Raw genomic sequence first — 18,466 nt, forward strand, 5'->3', positions numbered from 1 at the left:
GGGAGTAGCTCAGCTGGCCAGAGCATCAGCCTTCCAAGCTGAGGGTCGCGGGTTCGAATCCCGTCTCCCGCTCTTAATCTAAGCCGATGTAGCTCAGGGGTAGAGCGTTTCCTTGGTAAGGAAGAGGTCACGGGTTCAATTCCCGTCATTGGCTCAATTGAAATAAAAAAACAGCCTTTCTTTAGTAGGAGGTTTAATTATTAATTAATTTTAAATAGCTAGCTATGGCAAAAGAGAATTTTAATCGTACCAAACCACACTTAAACATTGGTACAATTGGTCACGTTGACCACGGTAAAACTACCTTGACTGCCGCTATTACTAAGGTATTGGCGGACGCTGGATTGGCTGAGGCTCAAGCGTTTGACTCTATCGATAACGCTCCAGAAGAAAAAGAGAGAGGTATTACAATTAACACTGCTCACGTAGAGTATGAAACAACTAACCGTCACTACGCTCACGTTGACTGTCCAGGTCACGCCGATTACGTAAAGAACATGGTTACTGGTGCTGCTCAAATGGACGGTGCAATTTTAGTATGTGCTGCAACTGATGGTCCTATGCCTCAGACAAGAGAGCACATCCTTTTAGCTCGTCAGGTAGGTGTTCCTGCTGTTGTTGTATTCCTTAACAAAGTGGATATGGTAGACGACGAGGAGTTACTAGAATTAGTAGAGATGGAAGTGAGAGAATTACTTTCTTTCTATGACTATGATGGAGATAATGCTCCAGTTGTTGCAGGTTCTGCTTTGGGTGCACTTAACGGTGAAGCTCAGTGGGTAGATACAGTAATGAAATTAATGGATAGTGTTGATGCATATATTCCAGAGCCAGTTCGTGATAACGCTAAAGACTTCTTGATGCCAATCGAGGATGTATTTACTATTACAGGACGTGGTACTGTTGCTACAGGTCGTATCGAAACAGGTGTTGCAAACACAGGTGATGCGGTTGATATCATCGGTATGGGTGCTGAGAAATTAGGTTCAACAGTTACTGGTGTTGAGATGTTCCGTAAAATCTTAGATAGAGGTGAAGCGGGTGACAACGTAGGTATCTTACTTCGTGGTATTGAGAAATCAGATATCAAAAGAGGTATGGTAATCTGTAAACCAGGTTCTGTAACACCTCACACTAAATTCAAAGCTGAGGTTTATATTTTGAAAAAAGAAGAAGGTGGTCGTCATACGCCATTCCACAACAAATACCGTCCACAGTTCTATTTAAGAACTACTGACGTAACTGGTGAAATCCAGTTGCCAGAAGGTACTGAAATGGTAATGCCAGGTGACAACCTAACAATTACGGTTGAGTTAATCAACAAAGTAGCGATGAGCCAAGGTCTTCGTTTTGCAATCCGTGAGGGTGGTAGAACTGTAGGTGCTGGTCAGATTACTGAGATTATCGGCTAGTAATAATTTTTACTAACAGCAACACAGGAAAGGTCTAATTTAGGCCTTTCCTATTGCTGTATTTACGGGTGTAGCTCAATTGGTAGAGTAGTGGTCTCCAAAACCATTGGTTGGGAGTTCGAGTCTCTCCACCCGTGCTTAAACATTAAATGAAATGGCAAAATTTGTCGAATACATAAAAGAATCAGCCGACGACTTAATGAATAAAGTCTCTTGGCCTACATGGAAAGAGTTACAAAGTAGCTCAATCGTAGTAGCAATTGCTTCATTAATCATTGCACTTATAGTATATGTTATGGATTTAAGTTTTCGTAATGTTCTAGAGGTGTTATATGGCTTATTTTAAAAAAGGATATGGCAGATAAACACTGGTACGTAGTAAGAGCAATTGGCGGACAAGAAAAGAAAGTTTGCACATATATTGAGAATGAAATTTCAAGATTAAACCTCTCAGATTTTGTTTCTCAGATTCTTGTGCCCACTGAGAAAGTTTTTCAAATTAGAAATGGTAAGAAAGTCAGTAAAGAAAGAAATTTTTTTCCTGGATACATTTTAGTTGAAGCAAATCTTGTCGGTGAAGTGCCTCATATTATTAAATCAGTTCCTGGTGTAATCGGTTTTTTAGGTGCTACTAAAGGTGGTGAACCTGTACCAATGAGAATGTCAGAGGTCAATAGAATACTCGGAAAGGTTGATGAATTAGCTATTACCGATGAAGAAATAGTAATTCCTTATGTAGTAGGTGAGTCAGTTAAGGTAATTGATGGACCATTTAACTCTTTCAGTGGTTTCATTGAAGAAATTGATGAACAAAAGAAAAAATTAAAAGTTACAGTAAAAATATTTGGACGTAAGACTCCTGTTGAATTGAGTTTTATGCAAGTCGAAAAAGAATAAATATGTAAACAACCGATTTTACTTTGTTGAAACATTAATGCTTCCAATTTCAACCAAGTAATTTCTAAAACAAATTTAAGTAATGGCTAAAGAAGTAAGTAAAATAGTAAAATTACAGGTTAGAGGAGGCGCAGCTAATCCTTCACCGCCAGTTGGTCCTGCACTAGGTGCGGCTGGGGTAAACATCATGGAGTTTTGTAAGCAGTTTAACGCTAGAACTCAAGAAAAACAAGGAAAAATTGTTCCTGTTGTTATCACTGTTTTTGCTGACAAATCTTTTGAGTTTGTTATCAAAACTGCACCAGCAGCAGTTCAGTTGTTGGAAGCATCAAAAAAGAAAAAAGGTTCCGGAGAACCTAATAGAACTAAAGTAGGTTCTGTTAGCTGGGATCAAATCAAAACTATTGCTGAAGATAAAATGGCAGATTTAAATGCTTTCACATTAGATTCAGCTATGATGATGATTGCTGGAACAGCAAGAAGTATGGGTTTAACAGTTAAAGGTGGTACTGCACCACAAAAAAAATAAGGATATGGGAGTTAGTAAAAATATGAAAGAAGCTTCTGCTCTTATTGATAAGACTACAGCTTATTCTTTATCTGATGCAGCAGGTTTAATGAAGTCAATTTCTAAAGCTAAGTTTGATGCATCAGTGGACATCGCCGTTAAATTAGGTGTTGATCCAAGACAAGCCAACCAGATGGTTAGAGGTGTTGTAACACTTCCTCATGGTACAGGTAAAGATGTTAAAGTACTAGCATTAGTAACAGCTGACAAAGAAGCTGAAGCTAAAGAAGCAGGTGCTGATTATGTTGGTCTTGAGGATTACATCGAAAAACTAAAAGAAGGCTGGACGGATGTTGACGTCATCATTACAATGCCTTCTGTTATGGGCAAATTAGGTGCTTTAGGTCGTGTTTTAGGACCAAGAGGTTTAATGCCTAACCCTAAGACTGGTACAGTAACTATGGAAGTTGGTAAAGCAGTTTCTGACGTTAAGAAAGGTAAAATCGATTTTAAAGTAGACAAATTTGGAATTATCCATTGTGCAATTGGTAAAGCCTCTTTTGATCCTTCAAAATTAGTCGATAACGCCAATGAACTTATACAAACAATATTGAAGCTTAAGCCATCTGCGGCAAAAGGTACATATATGCAAAGTGTTTATATGTCTTCGACGATGAGTCCAAGTGTTCGAATTGATGAAAAATCTATCTAAATCAGTTATTAGTTATGACAAGAGAAGAAAAAAATAAAGCAATTGATGAGCTAAGTGCTCAACTAGTCGAAAATAAAAACTTTTATCTTACTGATATTGCTGGTTTAAATGCTGCAAAGAACAGTGACTTAAGACGTTTATGCTACAAAAGTAATGTTCAAATCCAAGTGATTAAAAATACATTACTTAGAAAAGCAATGGAGAAAAATGATGTTGACTTTGCTCAAATGTATGATTCTTTAAAAGGAAATACAGCAATTATGTTTGCAGAGGCTACAAATGCTCCAGCAAAAATTATTAAAGAATTTAGAAAGAAAGGAGATAAGCCACTTTTGAAGTCGGCGTTTATTGAAGAGAGTTTCTATTTTGGTGATGATCAGGTTGAGGTGTTATGCTCACTCAAGTCAAAAGACGAGTTGATTGGGGATATTATTACACTACTTCAGTCACCACCGAAGACAGTTATTTCTTCGCTGCAATCAGCAGGAGGTCAACTTTCTGGAATTTTAAAAACATTATCTGAGCGATCAGAATAAAAATCTTAGTGATTACGCACCACTAATTTTTAATGCTTCCACATTAAATAAAATGTATAACAATTAAACTAAATTAAAAATGGCAGATTTAAAAGCTTTCGCAGAACAGTTAGTAAACTTGACTGTAAAAGAAGTAAGTGAATTAGCTGATATCTTAAAAGATGAGTACGGAATAGAGCCTGCAGCTGCTGCTGTAGCTGTTGCTGGTCCTGCTGCTGGAGGTGGCGGAGACGCTGCTGAAGAGAAATCAGAATTCGATGTTATCTTAAAAGCCGCTGGAGGATCTAAGTTAGCTGTTGTAAAACTTGTAAAAGAGTTAACAGGTCTTGGTCTTAAAGAAGCTAAAGATATTGTAGACGGTGCACCAGCTCCAATAAAAGAAGGTGTATCTAAAGATGAAGCTGAAGCATTAAAAACCCAACTTGAGGGTGCAGGTGCTGAAGTGGAACTTAAATAAGTTTACACTACTATCCTTAATGGTTTAGGCTTTAAACATGCGTTTAAAGCTTAAACCCTTTTGTGTTTACAAACGATTTATTTTTTAACAAAAAAATTTACCAAGTTGGCTTCAAATAAAACTACCAATAGAATCAATTTTGCATCTATCAAAAATCAGCTTACATATCCTGATTTTCTGGATATTCAAATAGGTGCTTTCAAAGACTTTTTCCAAATCGGTGTTTCAGCTGATACTAGAAAAGAAGAAGGTTTATGGCAAGTGTTCAATGATCATTTTCCAATTTCTGATTCAAGAAATAACTTTGTATTAGAGTTTATTGATTATAACATCGACCCGCCAAGATACTCCATCGAAGAGTGTATTGAAAGAGGATTAACTTACAAAGTGCCTTTGAAAGCAAAACTTAAATTATACTGTACAGACCCTGATCACGAGGATTTTGAAACCATCGAACAAGAAGTTTTTTTAGGTTCGGTTCCTTATGTGACTCCTAAGGGTTCATTTGTAATAAACGGTGCTGAAAGAGTGGTAGTTTCTCAGTTACACCGTTCGCCAGGGGTATTCTTTGGTCACAGCTTCCATGCCAATGGAGCAAAATTATATTCGGCTAGAGTAATACCTTTCAAAGGTTCGTGGATAGAATTTGCTACAGACATACACAATGTCATGTACGCATATATTGACAGAAAGAAAAAGTTACCTGTAACTACATTGTTACGTTCCATTGGTTTTGAAAACGATAAAGATATTCTAGAGATTTTCAACTTAGCTGACGAGGTAAGAGTTAGCAAAGCTGCTTTGAAAAGAGTAGTTGGTAGAAAGTTAGCGGCTAGAATACTTAAAACTTGGATAGAAGACTTCGTAGATGAAGATACTGGGGAGGTTGTTTCTATCGAAAGAAACGAAGTCATTATTGACAGAGAAACTGTCATTGAAAAAGAACATATTGATGATATTATAGATTCAGGTTCGAAAACAGTTCTTCTTCACAAAGAAGACGTTTCTACTTCTGAATATGCTATCATCTACAACACGCTTCAAAAAGACCCTACTAACTCTGAAAAAGAAGCTGTTATTTACATCTATAGACAACTTCGTAATGCTGAGCCACCAGATGAGGAAACAGCAAGAGGTATTATCGATAAATTATTTTTCTCTGAACAACGTTATAGCCTAGGTGAGGTTGGACGTTTTAGAATTAATAAGAAATTGGGATTAGATGTTGATTTTAACACCCAAATTTTAACTAAAGAAGATATCATTTCAATCATTAAAAACTTAGTAGAGTTAGCAAACTCAAAAACTAATGTGGATGATATTGATCACTTAAGTAACAGAAGGGTAAGAACAGTTGGAGAACAGCTTTCTAATCAATTTAGTTTAGGTCTTTCAAGAATGGCTAGAACCATCAGAGAAAGAATGAATGTTAGAGACAACGAGGTGTTTACACCAGTTGATTTAATTAACGCTAAAACTCTATCCTCTGTAATAAATTCATTCTTTGGAACAAATCAGTTGTCTCAGTTTATGGATCAAACCAATCCTTTGGCTGAGGTCACACACAAAAGAAGAATGTCTGCACTAGGACCTGGTGGTCTTTCAAGAGAAAGAGCTGGTTTTGAGGTGCGTGACGTTCATTATACTCACTATGGTAGATTATGTCCAATTGAAACTCCTGAGGGACCAAATATTGGTCTAATATCTTCACTTTGTGTATATGCTAAAGTAAATAATCTTGGATTTATTGAGACACCTTATCGTAAGGTAGAAGAAGGTGTTGTGAAAGTTGATGAACAACCAATTTATCTTACTGCTGAGGAAGAAAATAACATGACTATTGCACAAGCCAATGCTCCAATTACTGAAAAAGGTAATTTTGAAGTAGATCGTGTAAAAGCAAGATTTGAAGGGGACTATCCAGTGACAGAGCCACAAAACATTACTTTGATGGATGTTGCTCCAAATCAAATTGCCTCTATCGCTGCTTCTTTAATTCCTTTCTTAGAGCACGATGATGCAAACCGTGCACTGATGGGTTCTAACATGATGCGTCAAGCTGTTCCTTTGTTACAAGCAGATGCACCAATTGTTGGTACGGGACTTGAACCTCAAGTAGCTCGTGACTCAAGAGTACTTGTCAATGCTGAAGGCAATGGTGTAGTTGAATATGTTGATGCTAATGAAATTCATATTCGATATGAAATGTCAGATGAAGAAAAGTTAATATCTTTTGATGATGAAGTAAAAGTATATAGCCTTACTAAATTCAAGAAAACCAATCAAAACACATGTATAAACCTTAAACCAATTGTTGTCAAAGGCGATAAAGTTGTTAAAGGGCAAGTATTATGTGAAGGATATGCAACTCAAAATGGTGAATTAGCCATTGGTAGAAACCTTAAAGTGGCATTCATGCCTTGGAAAGGTTATAACTTTGAGGATGCAATTGTACTTTCTGAACGTGTAGTTAGAGAAGATTTATTTACATCGATTCATATTGAAGAGATGTTAGTAAATGTAAGAGATACTAAGAGAGGTCCAGAAGAATTGACGGCAGACATTCCTAACGTTTCTGAAGAAGCAACTAAGGATTTAGATGAAAACGGAATGATTCGTATTGGAGCAGACATCAAAGCTGGTGATATCATCATCGGTAAGATTACGCCTAAAGGAGAATCTGACCCAACACCTGAAGAAAAGCTTCTTAAAGCTATTTTTGGTGATAAAGCTGGAGATGTAAAAGATGCTTCTTTAAAAGCAAGACCTTCATTTAAAGGTGTAGTCATTGACAAAAAGTTATTCTCAAAATCTGTTAAGGATAAGAGAACACGAGCAATGGACAAAGAAACTGTTGCTATTATTGAAAAAGAGTACAATCAAAAAGCTGCTGAACTCAAATCAATACTAGTTAACAAATTATTTACCATTTTAAGCGGTAAGACTTCACAAGGTATTGTAAGCAATCTTGGTGATGATTTAATTTCTAAAGGAGTTAAATATACGCTTAAAGCTCTTCAAGCAATTGATTTTAATACAATAAACACACACAATACAAAGTGGGTAGTTGATAAAGAATTGAATCTGAAGATTCAAACTTTAATGAACAACTTCTTATTAAAGAATAGCGAGTTGTTGAGTGATTTCCGTAGAAAGAAATTTGCAGTAACTGTTGGAGATGAACTTCCTGCAGGCGTACTTAAATTAGCTAAAGTTTATGTTGCTAAAAAACGTAAGGTTCAAGTAGGTGACAAGTTAGCTGGTCGTCACGGTAACAAAGGTATCGTTGCAAAAATTGTTCGTGATGAAGATATGCCGTTCTTAGAAGATGGTTCTACAGTAGATATTGTATTAAATCCATTAGGTGTACCATCTCGTATGAACCTCGGACAGATTTATGAAACTGTTTTAGGTTGGGCTGGTCAAAAATTGGATAGAAAATACTTTACACCTGTTTTTGATGGTGCTTCTATAGATGACATCAACAAAGAAACTGATGCTGCTGGTTTACCAAGATTTGGACAAACCTATCTTTATGACGGTGGTACTGGTGAGCGTTTTGATCAACCTGCAACAGTAGGTATAATCTACATGCTGAAACTTGGTCACATGGTTGACGATAAGATGCATGCTCGTTCAATAGGTCCTTACTCATTAATCACTCAGCAGCCACTCGGTGGTAAAGCTCAGTTTGGTGGTCAAAGACTTGGTGAGATGGAGGTTTGGGCACTCGAAGGTTATGGTGCTGCAAACATTCTTCAAGAAATGTTAACAGTAAAATCTGATGATGTAGTAGGACGTGCTAAAGCTTATGAAGCTATTGTAAAAGGTAGTCCGATGCCAACACCGGGTATTCCTGAATCATTCAATGTATTGATGCACGAGTTGTTAGGTCTTGGACTTAAAGTGACTTTAGACTAATATTTTAATCTTAATACTCTATAATTAAATAGATATGGCAATAAGAAAAGGTAAAAACGAAGTAAACACTAGTTTCAATAATATTACGATAAGTCTAGCTTCACCAGAAGATATACTTTCTAAATCTAGTGGAGAGGTAACAAAACCAGAAACTATTAACTACAGAACTTACAAACCTGAAAGAGATGGTTTATTCTGTGAACGTATTTTTGGTCCTACCAAAGATTTTGAATGTCATTGTGGTAAATACAAGCGTATTCGATACAGAGGTATAGTATGTGATCGTTGTGGTGTTGAAGTAACTGAAAAGAAAGTACGTAGAGAACGAACAGGTCATATTCAGTTAGTTGTTCCGGTTGCACACATTTGGTATTCTAAATCTAACCCTAACAAAATAGGATATTTACTAGGTTTACCAAGTAAGAAGTTGGATATGATTATTTACTACGAAAGGTATGTAGTAATTCAGCCAGGTTCAGCAACCAATGAAGAAGGAGAACCTCTACAATTTTTAGATTTCTTAACTGAAGACGAGTACTTAGATGCTTTAGAAAAGATTCCAGCAGAAAACCGTTACTTAGACGATGAAGACCCTAAGAAATTCATCGCTAAAATGGGTGCTGAAGCATTGATAGAGCTTTTAAGAAAGCTTGATTTAGATCAATTATCTTTTGACTTACGTCACAAGGCTAATACTGAAACTTCACAACAAAGAAAAGCTGAGGCTCTAAAGAGATTACAAGTTATAGAATCATTTAGAGATGCAAATTCAAGAATAGAAAATAAACCAGAGTGGATGATTGTTAAGGTTATCCCTGTTATTCCACCTGAGTTAAGACCATTAGTGCCATTAGATGGTGGTCGTTTTGCGACATCTGACTTGAATGACTTATACAGAAGAGTTATTATTAGAAATAACCGTCTGAAAAGATTAATAGAAATTAAAGCTCCTGAAGTAATTCTAAGAAATGAAAAAAGAATGCTTCAAGAATCTGTCGATTCATTATTTGATAACTCTAGAAAATCAAGTGCTGTTAAAACAGAATCTAACAGAGCGTTAAAATCATTATCTGATAGTTTGAAAGGAAAGCAAGGACGTTTCCGTCAAAACCTACTCGGTAAGCGTGTGGATTATTCAGCACGTTCAGTTATTGTTGTAGGTCCTGAATTGAAAATGCACGAATGTGGTTTGCCAAAAAATATGGCAGCTGAATTGTTCAAGCCTTTCATTATTCGTAAAATGATTGATAGAGGTATTGTTAAAACAGTAAAATCTGCTAAAAAGATTATTGACAAAAGAGAGCCTGTAGTTTGGGATATTTTAGAGAACGTGATGAAAGGACATCCTGTTCTACTAAACCGTGCCCCAACTCTTCACCGTTTAGGTATTCAGGCCTTCCAACCAGTAATGATAGAAGGAAAAGCTATTCGTCTTCACCCTCTTGTTTGTACAGCATTTAATGCCGATTTTGATGGTGACCAAATGGCTGTTCATTTACCATTAGGTGAAGCAGCAATTTTAGAAGCACAGCTTTTAATGTTAGCTTCTCACAATATTCTGAATCCAGCTAATGGTGCGCCAGTTACTGTACCATCTCAGGATATGGTATTAGGTTTATACTATATGACAAAGCCATTAAAAGGAGCTAAAGGAGAAGGTTTAGCATTTTATTCTGATGAAGAAGTTAAAATTGCCTTTAATGAAGGTAGAGTTGACTTACATGCTTACATCAAAGTAAGAGCTCAGATTAAGAATGACAAAGGCGAATTAGAAACTAAATTGATTGAAACTTCAGTTGGTAGAGTTTTATTTAATGAGTTTGTTCCTGAGGAAGTAGGTTTCATTGACACACTACTTACAAAGAAAGCTTTAAGAGATATTATTGGTGAAGTCCTTAATGTTTCTGGTATTGCTAAAACAGCAGAATTCCTAGATAATATCAAGGGTATAGGTTATAATTTTGCATTCAAAGGTGGATTGTCTTTTAACCTTGGAGACGTTATAATTCCTGAAGAAAAAGATACTATGGTATCTGATGCGTATAATCAGGTTGACGAAGTAACTGCCAACTACAATATGGGATTCATTACCAATAACGAAAGGTACAACCAAGTTATTGATATTTGGTCTAATACTAATGCCCACCTTACTGAAAAAGTGATGAAGCAATTGAGTTCTGATAAAGATGGATTCAATTCAGTATATATGATGCTTGACTCAGGTGCAAGGGGTTCTAAAGAACAAATTAAGCAATTAGGTGGTATGAGAGGTCTTATGGCAAAACCACAAAAATCAGGTGATAAGAGTGGTGCTGCGATTATAGAAAATCCAATTATTGCCAACTTTAAAGAAGGTTTATCTATTCTTGAGTACTTTATTTCTACTCACGGTGCTCGTAAAGGTCTTGCCGATACAGCTCTTAAAACAGCCGATGCGGGTTATTTAACAAGAAGACTTGTTGATTCATCACAAGATGTTGTTGTCAAGATAGAAGATTGTGGTACTCTAAGAGGTCTTGAAATTTCTGCTTACAAGAAAAATGATGAAATCGTCGAACCATTGAAAGATAGAATTTCAGGTCGTGTTTCATTACACGATATCTATGATACAGAAGGCGATATCATCGTTGCTAATGGTGAGATGATTACTGATAACATGGCTAAAGGTATTGAAGAGGCTAAAATCGAGTCTGTTGAAGTACGTTCAGTACTTACATGTGAGGCCAAAAGAGGAGTATGTGCGAAATGTTATGGAAGAAACCTATCCACAGCAAGTATGGCTGTACCAGGTGATACAGTTGGTGTAGTTGCTGCTCAGTCTATTGGTGAACCAGGTACACAGTTAACATTAAGAACCTTCCACTTTGGTGGTACAGCATCTAAAATTGCATCTGAATCTAGCGTAGTAGCTAAATTCGATGGTAAGGTTGAAATCGACGACTTGAAACTTATCGATTCAGTCAATGAAGATGGCGAAAAAATCAAAATGGTAATTAGCCGTACTTCTGAGATTAGAATAATCGATGAAAAACTAGGTATAGTTCTTTCAACAAATAACATTCCTTACGGTTCTACCTTATACATAGAAGCTGGTAAGAAAGTGAAGAAAGGAACTAAGATTTGTAATTGGGATCCGTACAATGCTGTAATTATTTCAGAATTTGATGGAAAGATTGCCTTCCAAGATATTCAGGAAGGATTATCGTACCGAGTAGAATCTGATGAACAAACTGGTTTTGAAGAAAAAGTAATGATTGAACGTAAGGATAAAACACTCAATCCTACTATTAATGTTATTAATAAGAAAGATGAGCAAACAAGGTCATATAGTATCCCTGTAAAAGCTCACTTATCTGTTAATGATGGACAAACCATTAAATCTGGACAAATCATTGCAAAGATTCCAAGATTGGCATCTTCTTTAGGTGATATTACAGGCGGTCTGCCTCGTGTGACTGAGTTATTCGAAGCGCGTAATCCATCTAATCCGGCTGTTGTGACTGAAATTGATGGTATCGTTACTTTTGGTTCAAAAATTAAGCGTGGTAACAAAGAAGTAATCATTACTTCTAAAACTGGTGAAGTTTCTAAATACTTAATTCCTTTATCTAAACATATTTTAGTTCAGGAAAACGACTTTGTAAAGTCGGGTATGCCTTTATGTGATGGTGCTATTACACCATCTGATATTTTGAGAATTAAAGGTCCTACTGCTGTCCAAGAATACATCGTAAATGAAATTCAAGAAGTATATAGACTTCAGGGAATGAAGATTAATGACAAGCACTTCGAAGTTATCGTTAGACAAATGATGCGTAAGATGAATGTTGTTGATGCTGGTGACACTAGATTCTTAGATGGTCAAGTCATTACTAAGTTAGAATTTATGGAAGAAAATGACAGAATCTTTGGCATGAAAGTGGTTGAAGAAACTGGTGATTCTCAAGTGCTTAAAGCAGGTCAAATTGTTTCTGCTAGAAAGTTAAGAGAAGAAAATTCTAGATTGAGAAGAAAAGATTTGAAAACTGTTGAAGCTCGTGATGCAGTTCCTGCTACGAGTGAGCAACGTATTCAAGGTATAACTAGAGCTGCACTACAAACTAACAGTTGGGTTTCTGCTGCTTCCTTCCAAGAAACTACTAAAGTTCTTAACGCCGCTGCTATTAACGGTAAGCGAGATGGCTTAGAAGGTTTGAAAGAGAATGTTATTGTTGGACATAAAATTCCAGCAGGTACAGGTCTTCGTGTTTGGGACGATATTGTAGTTGGTTCTCAAGAAGAGTTTGACCAGTTAATGGCTGCCAAAGAAGAAGTGTCTTCTGAGGAAGTATAAATAGTTTCAATATGGCTGAAGATAAAAAGGGACTTAATATTGAGCTGACCGAAGAGGTAGCTGAAGGTATATATAGCAATTTGGCTATAATAAACCATTCACCCTCGGAATTTGTTGTCGATTTTATTAAGGTTATGCCTGGTGTGCCTAAGGCAAAAGTTAAATCAAGAATTGTTTTGACACCACAACACGCCAAGCGTCTTTTAAAAGCTCTTAATGATAACGTATCTAAATTTGAAGCTCAACACGGTTCAATCAAGAATGTTGATACTCAAAGCAACATTCCACTAAGTTTTAGTGGGCCAACAGCTGAAGCATAAACAATAAAAAAACCACTCATAGAGTGGTTTTTTTATGTCCTATTCTTTTATAAAATTTAAGCTTGTCCTAAAGATTTAAGCATTTTAGTGTGTTCTATAATTGCCTGAATATAGCTTTTCTGACTATAATATGGTAACCCATGCTTTTCAGCTTTTTCTTTTACGATATGAGAAATGTTCTTGTAGTGAACGTGACAAATATTGGGAAATAAATGGTGCTCAACTTGAAAATTTAATCCTCCAACAAACCAAGAGAAAAATCGACTTGTAGGAGCGTAATTAGAAGTAGTTTGTAATTGGTGTATTGCCCAATTGTTTTCAATTGTTCCTTCTTCATTGGCTACTGGATAATCGCACTCTGGCATAATATGAGCCGTTTGAAAAATGGTAGCTAAAATAAAGCCCGCTACAAAGTGAAGACTGAAAAAACATAATAACCAAAACCCAAATGAAATACCTCCAACAATGAAGTAAGGGATAACAAACATATAGGCGTAATAAATAATTTTCCAAGCAACCATTTCAAGCATTAATGGTGTGTATTCTTTTTTACTTATGAAACCGTCCTTTTTAAAATCATTTAGTTGTTTAAACTCCTTATTTGTAGCCCACGAAATTGTCATTAGACCATAAAAGAACCAAGCATAAATATGTTGTAGTTTGTGAATCCTTTTTAAGGGAGCATCAGGAGAAAAACGAAGTAATCCCATTGGGCTTACATCGGGATCCATTTCGTGAACATTGGTAAAAGTATGATGCAATCTATTGTGTTGAATGCGCCAGTTTTTAGCACTTCCTCCCATTAGATTTAATGTAATGCCAAAAAGTCTATTCACAACTTTATTTTTTGAATATGAACCGTGATTAGCATCGTGCATTATGGAAAGTCCAATTCCTGACATACCTACGCCCATACATACCCAAAGCAACCAATAAATCCAATTATTTGTTACTACACCAGAAATAGCTACACCATAAGGAATATAGTATAATGAAAGCATAAATATGCTTTTGAATACCATGTTAGTATTACCAAATCTTGTTTTATTGTTTTTTTTGAAATATTCATCAACCGATTTTCTAAGTTCAGTAATGAATTCTTTAGAATGGTTTTTATCGAATTTTGCAGTCTTCATTATTATATTTTCGTTCGTCTTCAATTAAGAAAGTGTAAATATACACATTAAAAGATGGACTTATTTATGATTTAAAATAGTTTATTAACTATTATATGAACTTTTGTTCTCTCATCCAATCATCGTTAAATATCTTGCCAACATATCTGCTTCCATGGTCATGTAATAGTACGACGACAACATCATCTTTTTTCAGTTGACTTTTTAGCTGATTTAGTCCAGCAATAGCACTGCCACATGAGTATCCGGCAAAAATACCTTCTTCTTTAGCTAAACGACGGGCATAGATAGCGCCATCTTTATCAGTTACTTTTTCAAAATGGTCAATGAGGTCAAAGTCTACATTTTTAGGCAAAATATCTTCTCCAATTCCTTCAGTGATATAAGAATAAATCTCATTTTCATCAAACTCTCCTGTCTCATGATATTTTTTGTAAACAGAACCGTAAGAATCGACACCCCAAATTTTAATTTTTGAATTTTTTTCTTTGAGAAATTTTGCAATACCTGAAATAGTTCCGCCAGTTCCAACACCAACAATAAAATGGGTGATTTTGCCATCTGTTTGTTCCCATATCTCAGGGCCAGTGGATTCGTAATGCGCTAATCTATTGGATAGATTATCGTATTGATTGGGATAAAATGAGTTTGGAATTTCTTCATTTAGACGTTTAGCAACAGAGTAGTATGATTCGGGGTGTTCTGGAGCTACATTAGTTGGGCAAACGTAAACCTCTGCACCCATAGCTTTTAGAATATCCATTTTTTCTTTGGACTGCTTATCTGAAATGGTGCAAATGAGTTTGTATCCTTTCTGAATACAAGCCAAAGCTAAGCCCATACCAGTATTGCCAGAAGTGCCTTCAATTACTGTGCCACCTTCTTTAAGAAGTCCAGCTTTCTCTGCATCTTCAATCATTTTTAAAGCCATTCTGTCCTTAGTAGAATGTCCAGGATTAAAACTTTCTACCTTAGCCAAAACAAGAGCTTCTGTATCAACTACTTTGTTCAATTTTACCATTGGGGTATTACCAATAGTTTCTATAATGTGATTATAAAAATTCATAGTACAAATTTACCATTAATGTTTCTTTTATTATTCAAATCGAATCGCTTTAATGGGATTTATTTTACTGATTAAATAAGATGGAATAATAAGCATTAGCCAACATACAATGAAGGTGCCTATATTTAATGCAAGAATATGAGCAATATTGAGGTCAATGGGTACATAAGACATATAATAAGTGCTCTTATCTAATTCCAAAATTTGAAATTGTTTCTGAATCCAACAAAGGCTCAGTCCTATTAAGTTGCCCCAAAACATGCCTCTTAGAATTAAGTATAATGAATGATATATAAACACTTTTCTAATGTGCCAGTTTTGGCTTCCTAAAGCTTTTAGTGTACCAATGAGTTGAGACTGCTCCAAAATAAGAATAAATAAGGCCGTTATCATGTTTATTGCCCCAACAATTAGCATAAGGATTAGTATAACCCTAACATTCATATTTTGTAAATCAAGCCAATCAAAAAGCTGAGGGTTATTATCAATAACAGTTCTAGCGTTTAAATCAAAACCTATATTGGAATAAACTTCTTGATTTATCTTTTCTAAATCTTCAAAATCATGAAGTTGTATTTCTAACCCTCCTACATCATTTGCTGACCATTTATTGAGTTTCTGAATGTGTCCAATATCTCCTAAGACTAGCATTTCGTCAAATTCAGCAACGCCACTATCATAAATACCTGCAATCTTAAATTGACGAACTCTAACGGGTTGTTGGATAAAGTACATTTGAAAGTCATCCCCAATGTTTAGATTCAATTGATTGGCTATAGTTTGAGAAATCAATACTGTATTAGACTTTTTATGCCTTCCAAAAGATGGTATCTTGCCTTGTGTTAAGATGTTTTTTATAAATGTGGTATCAAAATCACTACTTAGACCTTTCAGTACTACTCCCTGAATTTCATTATCGGTTTTAATAATACCAGCTTTGGTAGCATAGGATTGAATATGTTTTATGCCTTTTATCTTTGAAAGAGATAGTTTTAAGGAGTCTGTATGTTTTAAAAGCGTAGATTCGTAGGAGTTTCCGTTACTGAAATTACTCACTTGAATATGAGAACTGAAACCAATAACTTTGTCCGTAATTTCGTTTTGAAAACCTTTTATGATAGCAAGCGACATCAACATAACCGTTAGACTTAAAGCAATAGCTGTAATAGCTATGCGAATAACAGGTCGAGAAAAACGGTGTTCGTTTTTGCCAATAAGTCGTTGGGCTATGAAAAATGATACATTCATAAATTATGCGCTATAAAATTAAACATTTATTCCTTTGCCTTTTGGTCTTTTTACATTGTTCAAGTGCAAATGAAAGTTTGCAAGTTGGTGCAGAGAGAACTGCTAAGTATTTTCCATTACTAAAGGATAAGGCTATTGGTGTAGTAGGCAATCAAAGCTCTCTTATTGGAACCACACATTTGGTAGATTCTTTGTTGAGCGCAAAGCTTCAAGTGCTTAAAGTCTTTAGTCCAGAACACGGTTTTAGAGGAACTGCCGATGCAGGTGCTCACATAGAAAGTGGAATTGACGAACAAACAGGACTTCCTATCATATCCTTGTATGGGAGCAATAAAAAACCGAGTCCTTCACAATTAGAAGGAATTGAAATATTAGTGTTTGACATACAAGATGTAGGTGCTCGTTTTTATACCTATATCTCGACCTTGCATTATGTGATGGAGGCGGCAGCAGAAAACAATATTCCATTAATTGTTTTGGATAGACCTAACCCCAATGGACACTATATTGATGGCCCTATTTTAGATACTGCTTATCGTTCTTTTGTAGGGATGCACCCCATACCTATCGTTCACGGTATGACTATTGGCGAGTATGCTCAAATGATAAATGGCGAGAAGTGGCTAACGGATAGTGTAGCATGTGAATTAACAGTTATTCCTATGTTGGGATATAACAAGCAAATGCCATACGATTTACCGATAAAGCCATCACCCAATTTGCCCAATGCTCAAGCTGTCAATTTATACCCCTCTTTATGTTTGTTTGAAGGAACCACTATAAGCGTAGGTAGAGGGACAGATTTACCTTTTCAGCACTATGGCGCACCTTATCTAGATAGCGATTATTCATTCGTGCCAGAAAGCGGGGCAGGAGCCAAGTATCCTAAACATGAGGGAGAAAGATGTTATGGTCAAGATTTGAGCCAATTTGCTACACTCAGCCAATTAGATTTGTCTTTTCTAATAGATGCCTATAAAGCATGTCCAAAAAAAGAAGACTTTTTCAATGCTTTCTTTGATAAACTAGCTGGTGGAAATACTTTAAGGTTATCCGTTATTGAAGGAAAATCTGAAGAAGAAATTAGACAAAGTTGGTCTGAAGAATTGCTAGAATTTGAACAGATGAGAAATACCTATCTTATTTACCAATAAGGTTTTTTTATATTTGTAGAGCAATATTCATTGCTATTTTAGCTCAACCTTTATTTAGTTTTTTTATGATTTGAAAATTTATTTTTCATTGTTTAAAACTGAATTAATGCCCAATTTAAAAGCTTACAATGAACGTTATAGTTCATATTCCATTTACAAAAGAGTAGAGGAATTGTACAAAGATTTTGATGCCAATGACATCATGCTGACTTCTGCATTTTCGGCTTATTCAGCTATTTTACTTAAAGTAATTTCTGAAGTTAATAATTCCCAACCTATCTATTTTATTGATACAGGTCATCATTTTGATGAAACGATAGAGTATAAAGACTATCTCACCAATCTTTTTAATTTAAATGTAGTGAGTATTTCGGCAAAGGTCGAAGTTCAACTTAAGTGCAGTGAACAAGAGCTGTGGCTACATAAACCAAACGAATGTTGTTATTTTAATAGGGTTCAACCATTAGAAAAAATCAAGCAGGAGCATAAAGTTTGGGTCAGTGGTGTCATGATGTGGCAAACAACCAACAGAAGCCGTATGTCTTTGTTTGAACAAAAGCCCAATATCATCAAATTTCACCCTTTACTCGATATGGATGTTGATACTAGAGATGAATTTATTCAGTCTAAAAGCTTACCAGCTCATCCTTTGTTCGCAAAAGGTTACGAATCTATTGGCTGTACACATTGTACTAAGGCTGGAAAAAACCGTTCTGGCAGGTGGGAAGGCTTAGACAAAACAGAATGTGGATTGCATTTGTAAAGT

The 18,466-nt window shown here is 35.7% G+C and carries 15 protein-coding genes and 3 tRNA genes; 15 read left to right on the forward strand and 3 right to left on the reverse strand.

Annotation, left to right across the window (positions count from 1 at the left end; genetic code table 11):
* The 13 genes from ISP71_06145 (at position 1) to ISP71_06205 (ending at position 13,096) form a co-directional block, all read left to right on the forward strand.
* A tRNA-Gly gene (locus ISP71_06145) sits at positions 1-72 on the forward strand.
* A gap of 10 nt (positions 73-82) precedes the next feature.
* Positions 83-154 (forward strand) — tRNA-Thr (locus ISP71_06150).
* A gap of 70 nt (positions 155-224) precedes the next feature.
* A complete protein-coding gene (tuf, locus tag ISP71_06155) occupies positions 225-1,412 on the forward strand; it encodes an elongation factor Tu (GenBank protein MBL6663670.1) in 1,188 nt (395 codons plus the stop codon).
* Between the two features lie 64 nt (positions 1,413-1,476).
* Positions 1,477-1,549: transfer RNA gene (locus ISP71_06160), tRNA-Trp, on the forward strand.
* Positions 1,550-1,566: 17 nt separating this feature from the next.
* Entirely contained in the window at positions 1,567-1,758 is a 192-nt protein-coding gene (gene secE / locus ISP71_06165) for a preprotein translocase subunit SecE (GenBank protein ID MBL6663671.1), read from the forward strand.
* Positions 1,759-1,766: 8 nt separating this feature from the next.
* Positions 1,767-2,309 carry a transcription termination/antitermination factor NusG gene (gene nusG / locus ISP71_06170; protein ID MBL6663672.1) on the forward strand — a complete coding sequence of 181 codons (543 nt, stop codon included), beginning with the start codon at positions 1,767-1,769 and terminating at the stop codon, positions 2,307-2,309.
* Positions 2,310-2,391: 82 nt separating this feature from the next.
* Positions 2,392-2,838: a 50S ribosomal protein L11 gene (gene rplK / locus ISP71_06175; GenBank protein MBL6663673.1), complete on the forward strand. Its 447-nt coding sequence runs from the start codon at positions 2,392-2,394 to the stop codon at positions 2,836-2,838.
* A 4-nt stretch (positions 2,839-2,842) separates the two neighbouring features.
* Positions 2,843-3,529, forward strand: coding sequence for a 50S ribosomal protein L1 (locus tag ISP71_06180; protein ID MBL6663674.1), 687 nt, complete (start codon positions 2,843-2,845; stop codon positions 3,527-3,529).
* A gap of 14 nt (positions 3,530-3,543) precedes the next feature.
* The gene (locus tag ISP71_06185) at positions 3,544-4,065 is read left to right on the forward strand and encodes a 50S ribosomal protein L10 (GenBank protein MBL6663675.1); all 522 of its coding nucleotides are present in this window, start codon (positions 3,544-3,546) and stop codon (positions 4,063-4,065) included.
* A gap of 79 nt (positions 4,066-4,144) precedes the next feature.
* Positions 4,145-4,522, forward strand: coding sequence for a 50S ribosomal protein L7/L12 (rplL, locus tag ISP71_06190; GenBank protein MBL6663676.1), 378 nt, complete (start codon positions 4,145-4,147; stop codon positions 4,520-4,522).
* 105 nt (positions 4,523-4,627) lie between these two features.
* Positions 4,628-8,443, forward strand: coding sequence for a DNA-directed RNA polymerase subunit beta (rpoB, locus tag ISP71_06195; GenBank protein MBL6663677.1), 3,816 nt, complete (start codon positions 4,628-4,630; stop codon positions 8,441-8,443).
* Positions 8,444-8,477: 34 nt separating this feature from the next.
* Positions 8,478-12,776, forward strand: coding sequence for a DNA-directed RNA polymerase subunit beta' (gene rpoC, locus ISP71_06200; protein MBL6663678.1), 4,299 nt, complete (start codon positions 8,478-8,480; stop codon positions 12,774-12,776).
* A gap of 11 nt (positions 12,777-12,787) precedes the next feature.
* Complete coding sequence (locus tag ISP71_06205) at positions 12,788-13,096, forward strand: DUF3467 domain-containing protein (GenBank protein ID MBL6663679.1); 309 nt, start codon at positions 12,788-12,790, stop codon at positions 13,094-13,096.
* A 56-nt stretch (positions 13,097-13,152) separates the two neighbouring features.
* Here ISP71_06205 and ISP71_06210 read toward each other — a convergent pair whose 3' ends face one another.
* The 3 genes from ISP71_06210 to ISP71_06220 form a co-directional block, all read right to left on the reverse strand.
* Positions 13,153-14,232, reverse strand: a complete 1,080-nt coding sequence (locus ISP71_06210; GenBank protein ID MBL6663680.1) for an acyl-CoA desaturase — start codon at positions 14,230-14,232, stop codon at positions 13,153-13,155.
* Between the two features lie 91 nt (positions 14,233-14,323).
* Complete coding sequence (locus tag ISP71_06215; GenBank protein ID MBL6663681.1) at positions 14,324-15,298, reverse strand: cysteine synthase family protein; 975 nt, start codon at positions 15,296-15,298, stop codon at positions 14,324-14,326.
* Between the two features lie 30 nt (positions 15,299-15,328).
* Positions 15,329-16,546: an ABC transporter permease gene (locus tag ISP71_06220; protein MBL6663682.1), complete on the reverse strand. Its 1,218-nt coding sequence runs from the start codon at positions 16,544-16,546 to the stop codon at positions 15,329-15,331.
* A 5-nt stretch (positions 16,547-16,551) separates the two neighbouring features.
* Here ISP71_06220 and ISP71_06225 point away from each other — a divergent pair, with 5 nt between their 5' ends.
* Together ISP71_06225 and ISP71_06230 are read left to right on the forward strand one after the other, a co-directional pair.
* Entirely contained in the window at positions 16,552-17,700 is a 1,149-nt protein-coding gene (locus ISP71_06225) for a DUF1343 domain-containing protein (protein MBL6663683.1), read from the forward strand.
* Positions 17,701-17,806: 106 nt separating this feature from the next.
* Entirely contained in the window at positions 17,807-18,463 is a 657-nt protein-coding gene (locus ISP71_06230) for a phosphoadenylyl-sulfate reductase (protein ID MBL6663684.1), read from the forward strand.
* Positions 18,464-18,466 lie beyond the last annotated feature (3 nt).

The organism is Flavobacteriales bacterium (genome assembly GCA_016779995.1).
Classification (GTDB): domain Bacteria; phylum Bacteroidota; class Bacteroidia; order Flavobacteriales; family UBA7312; genus UBA8444.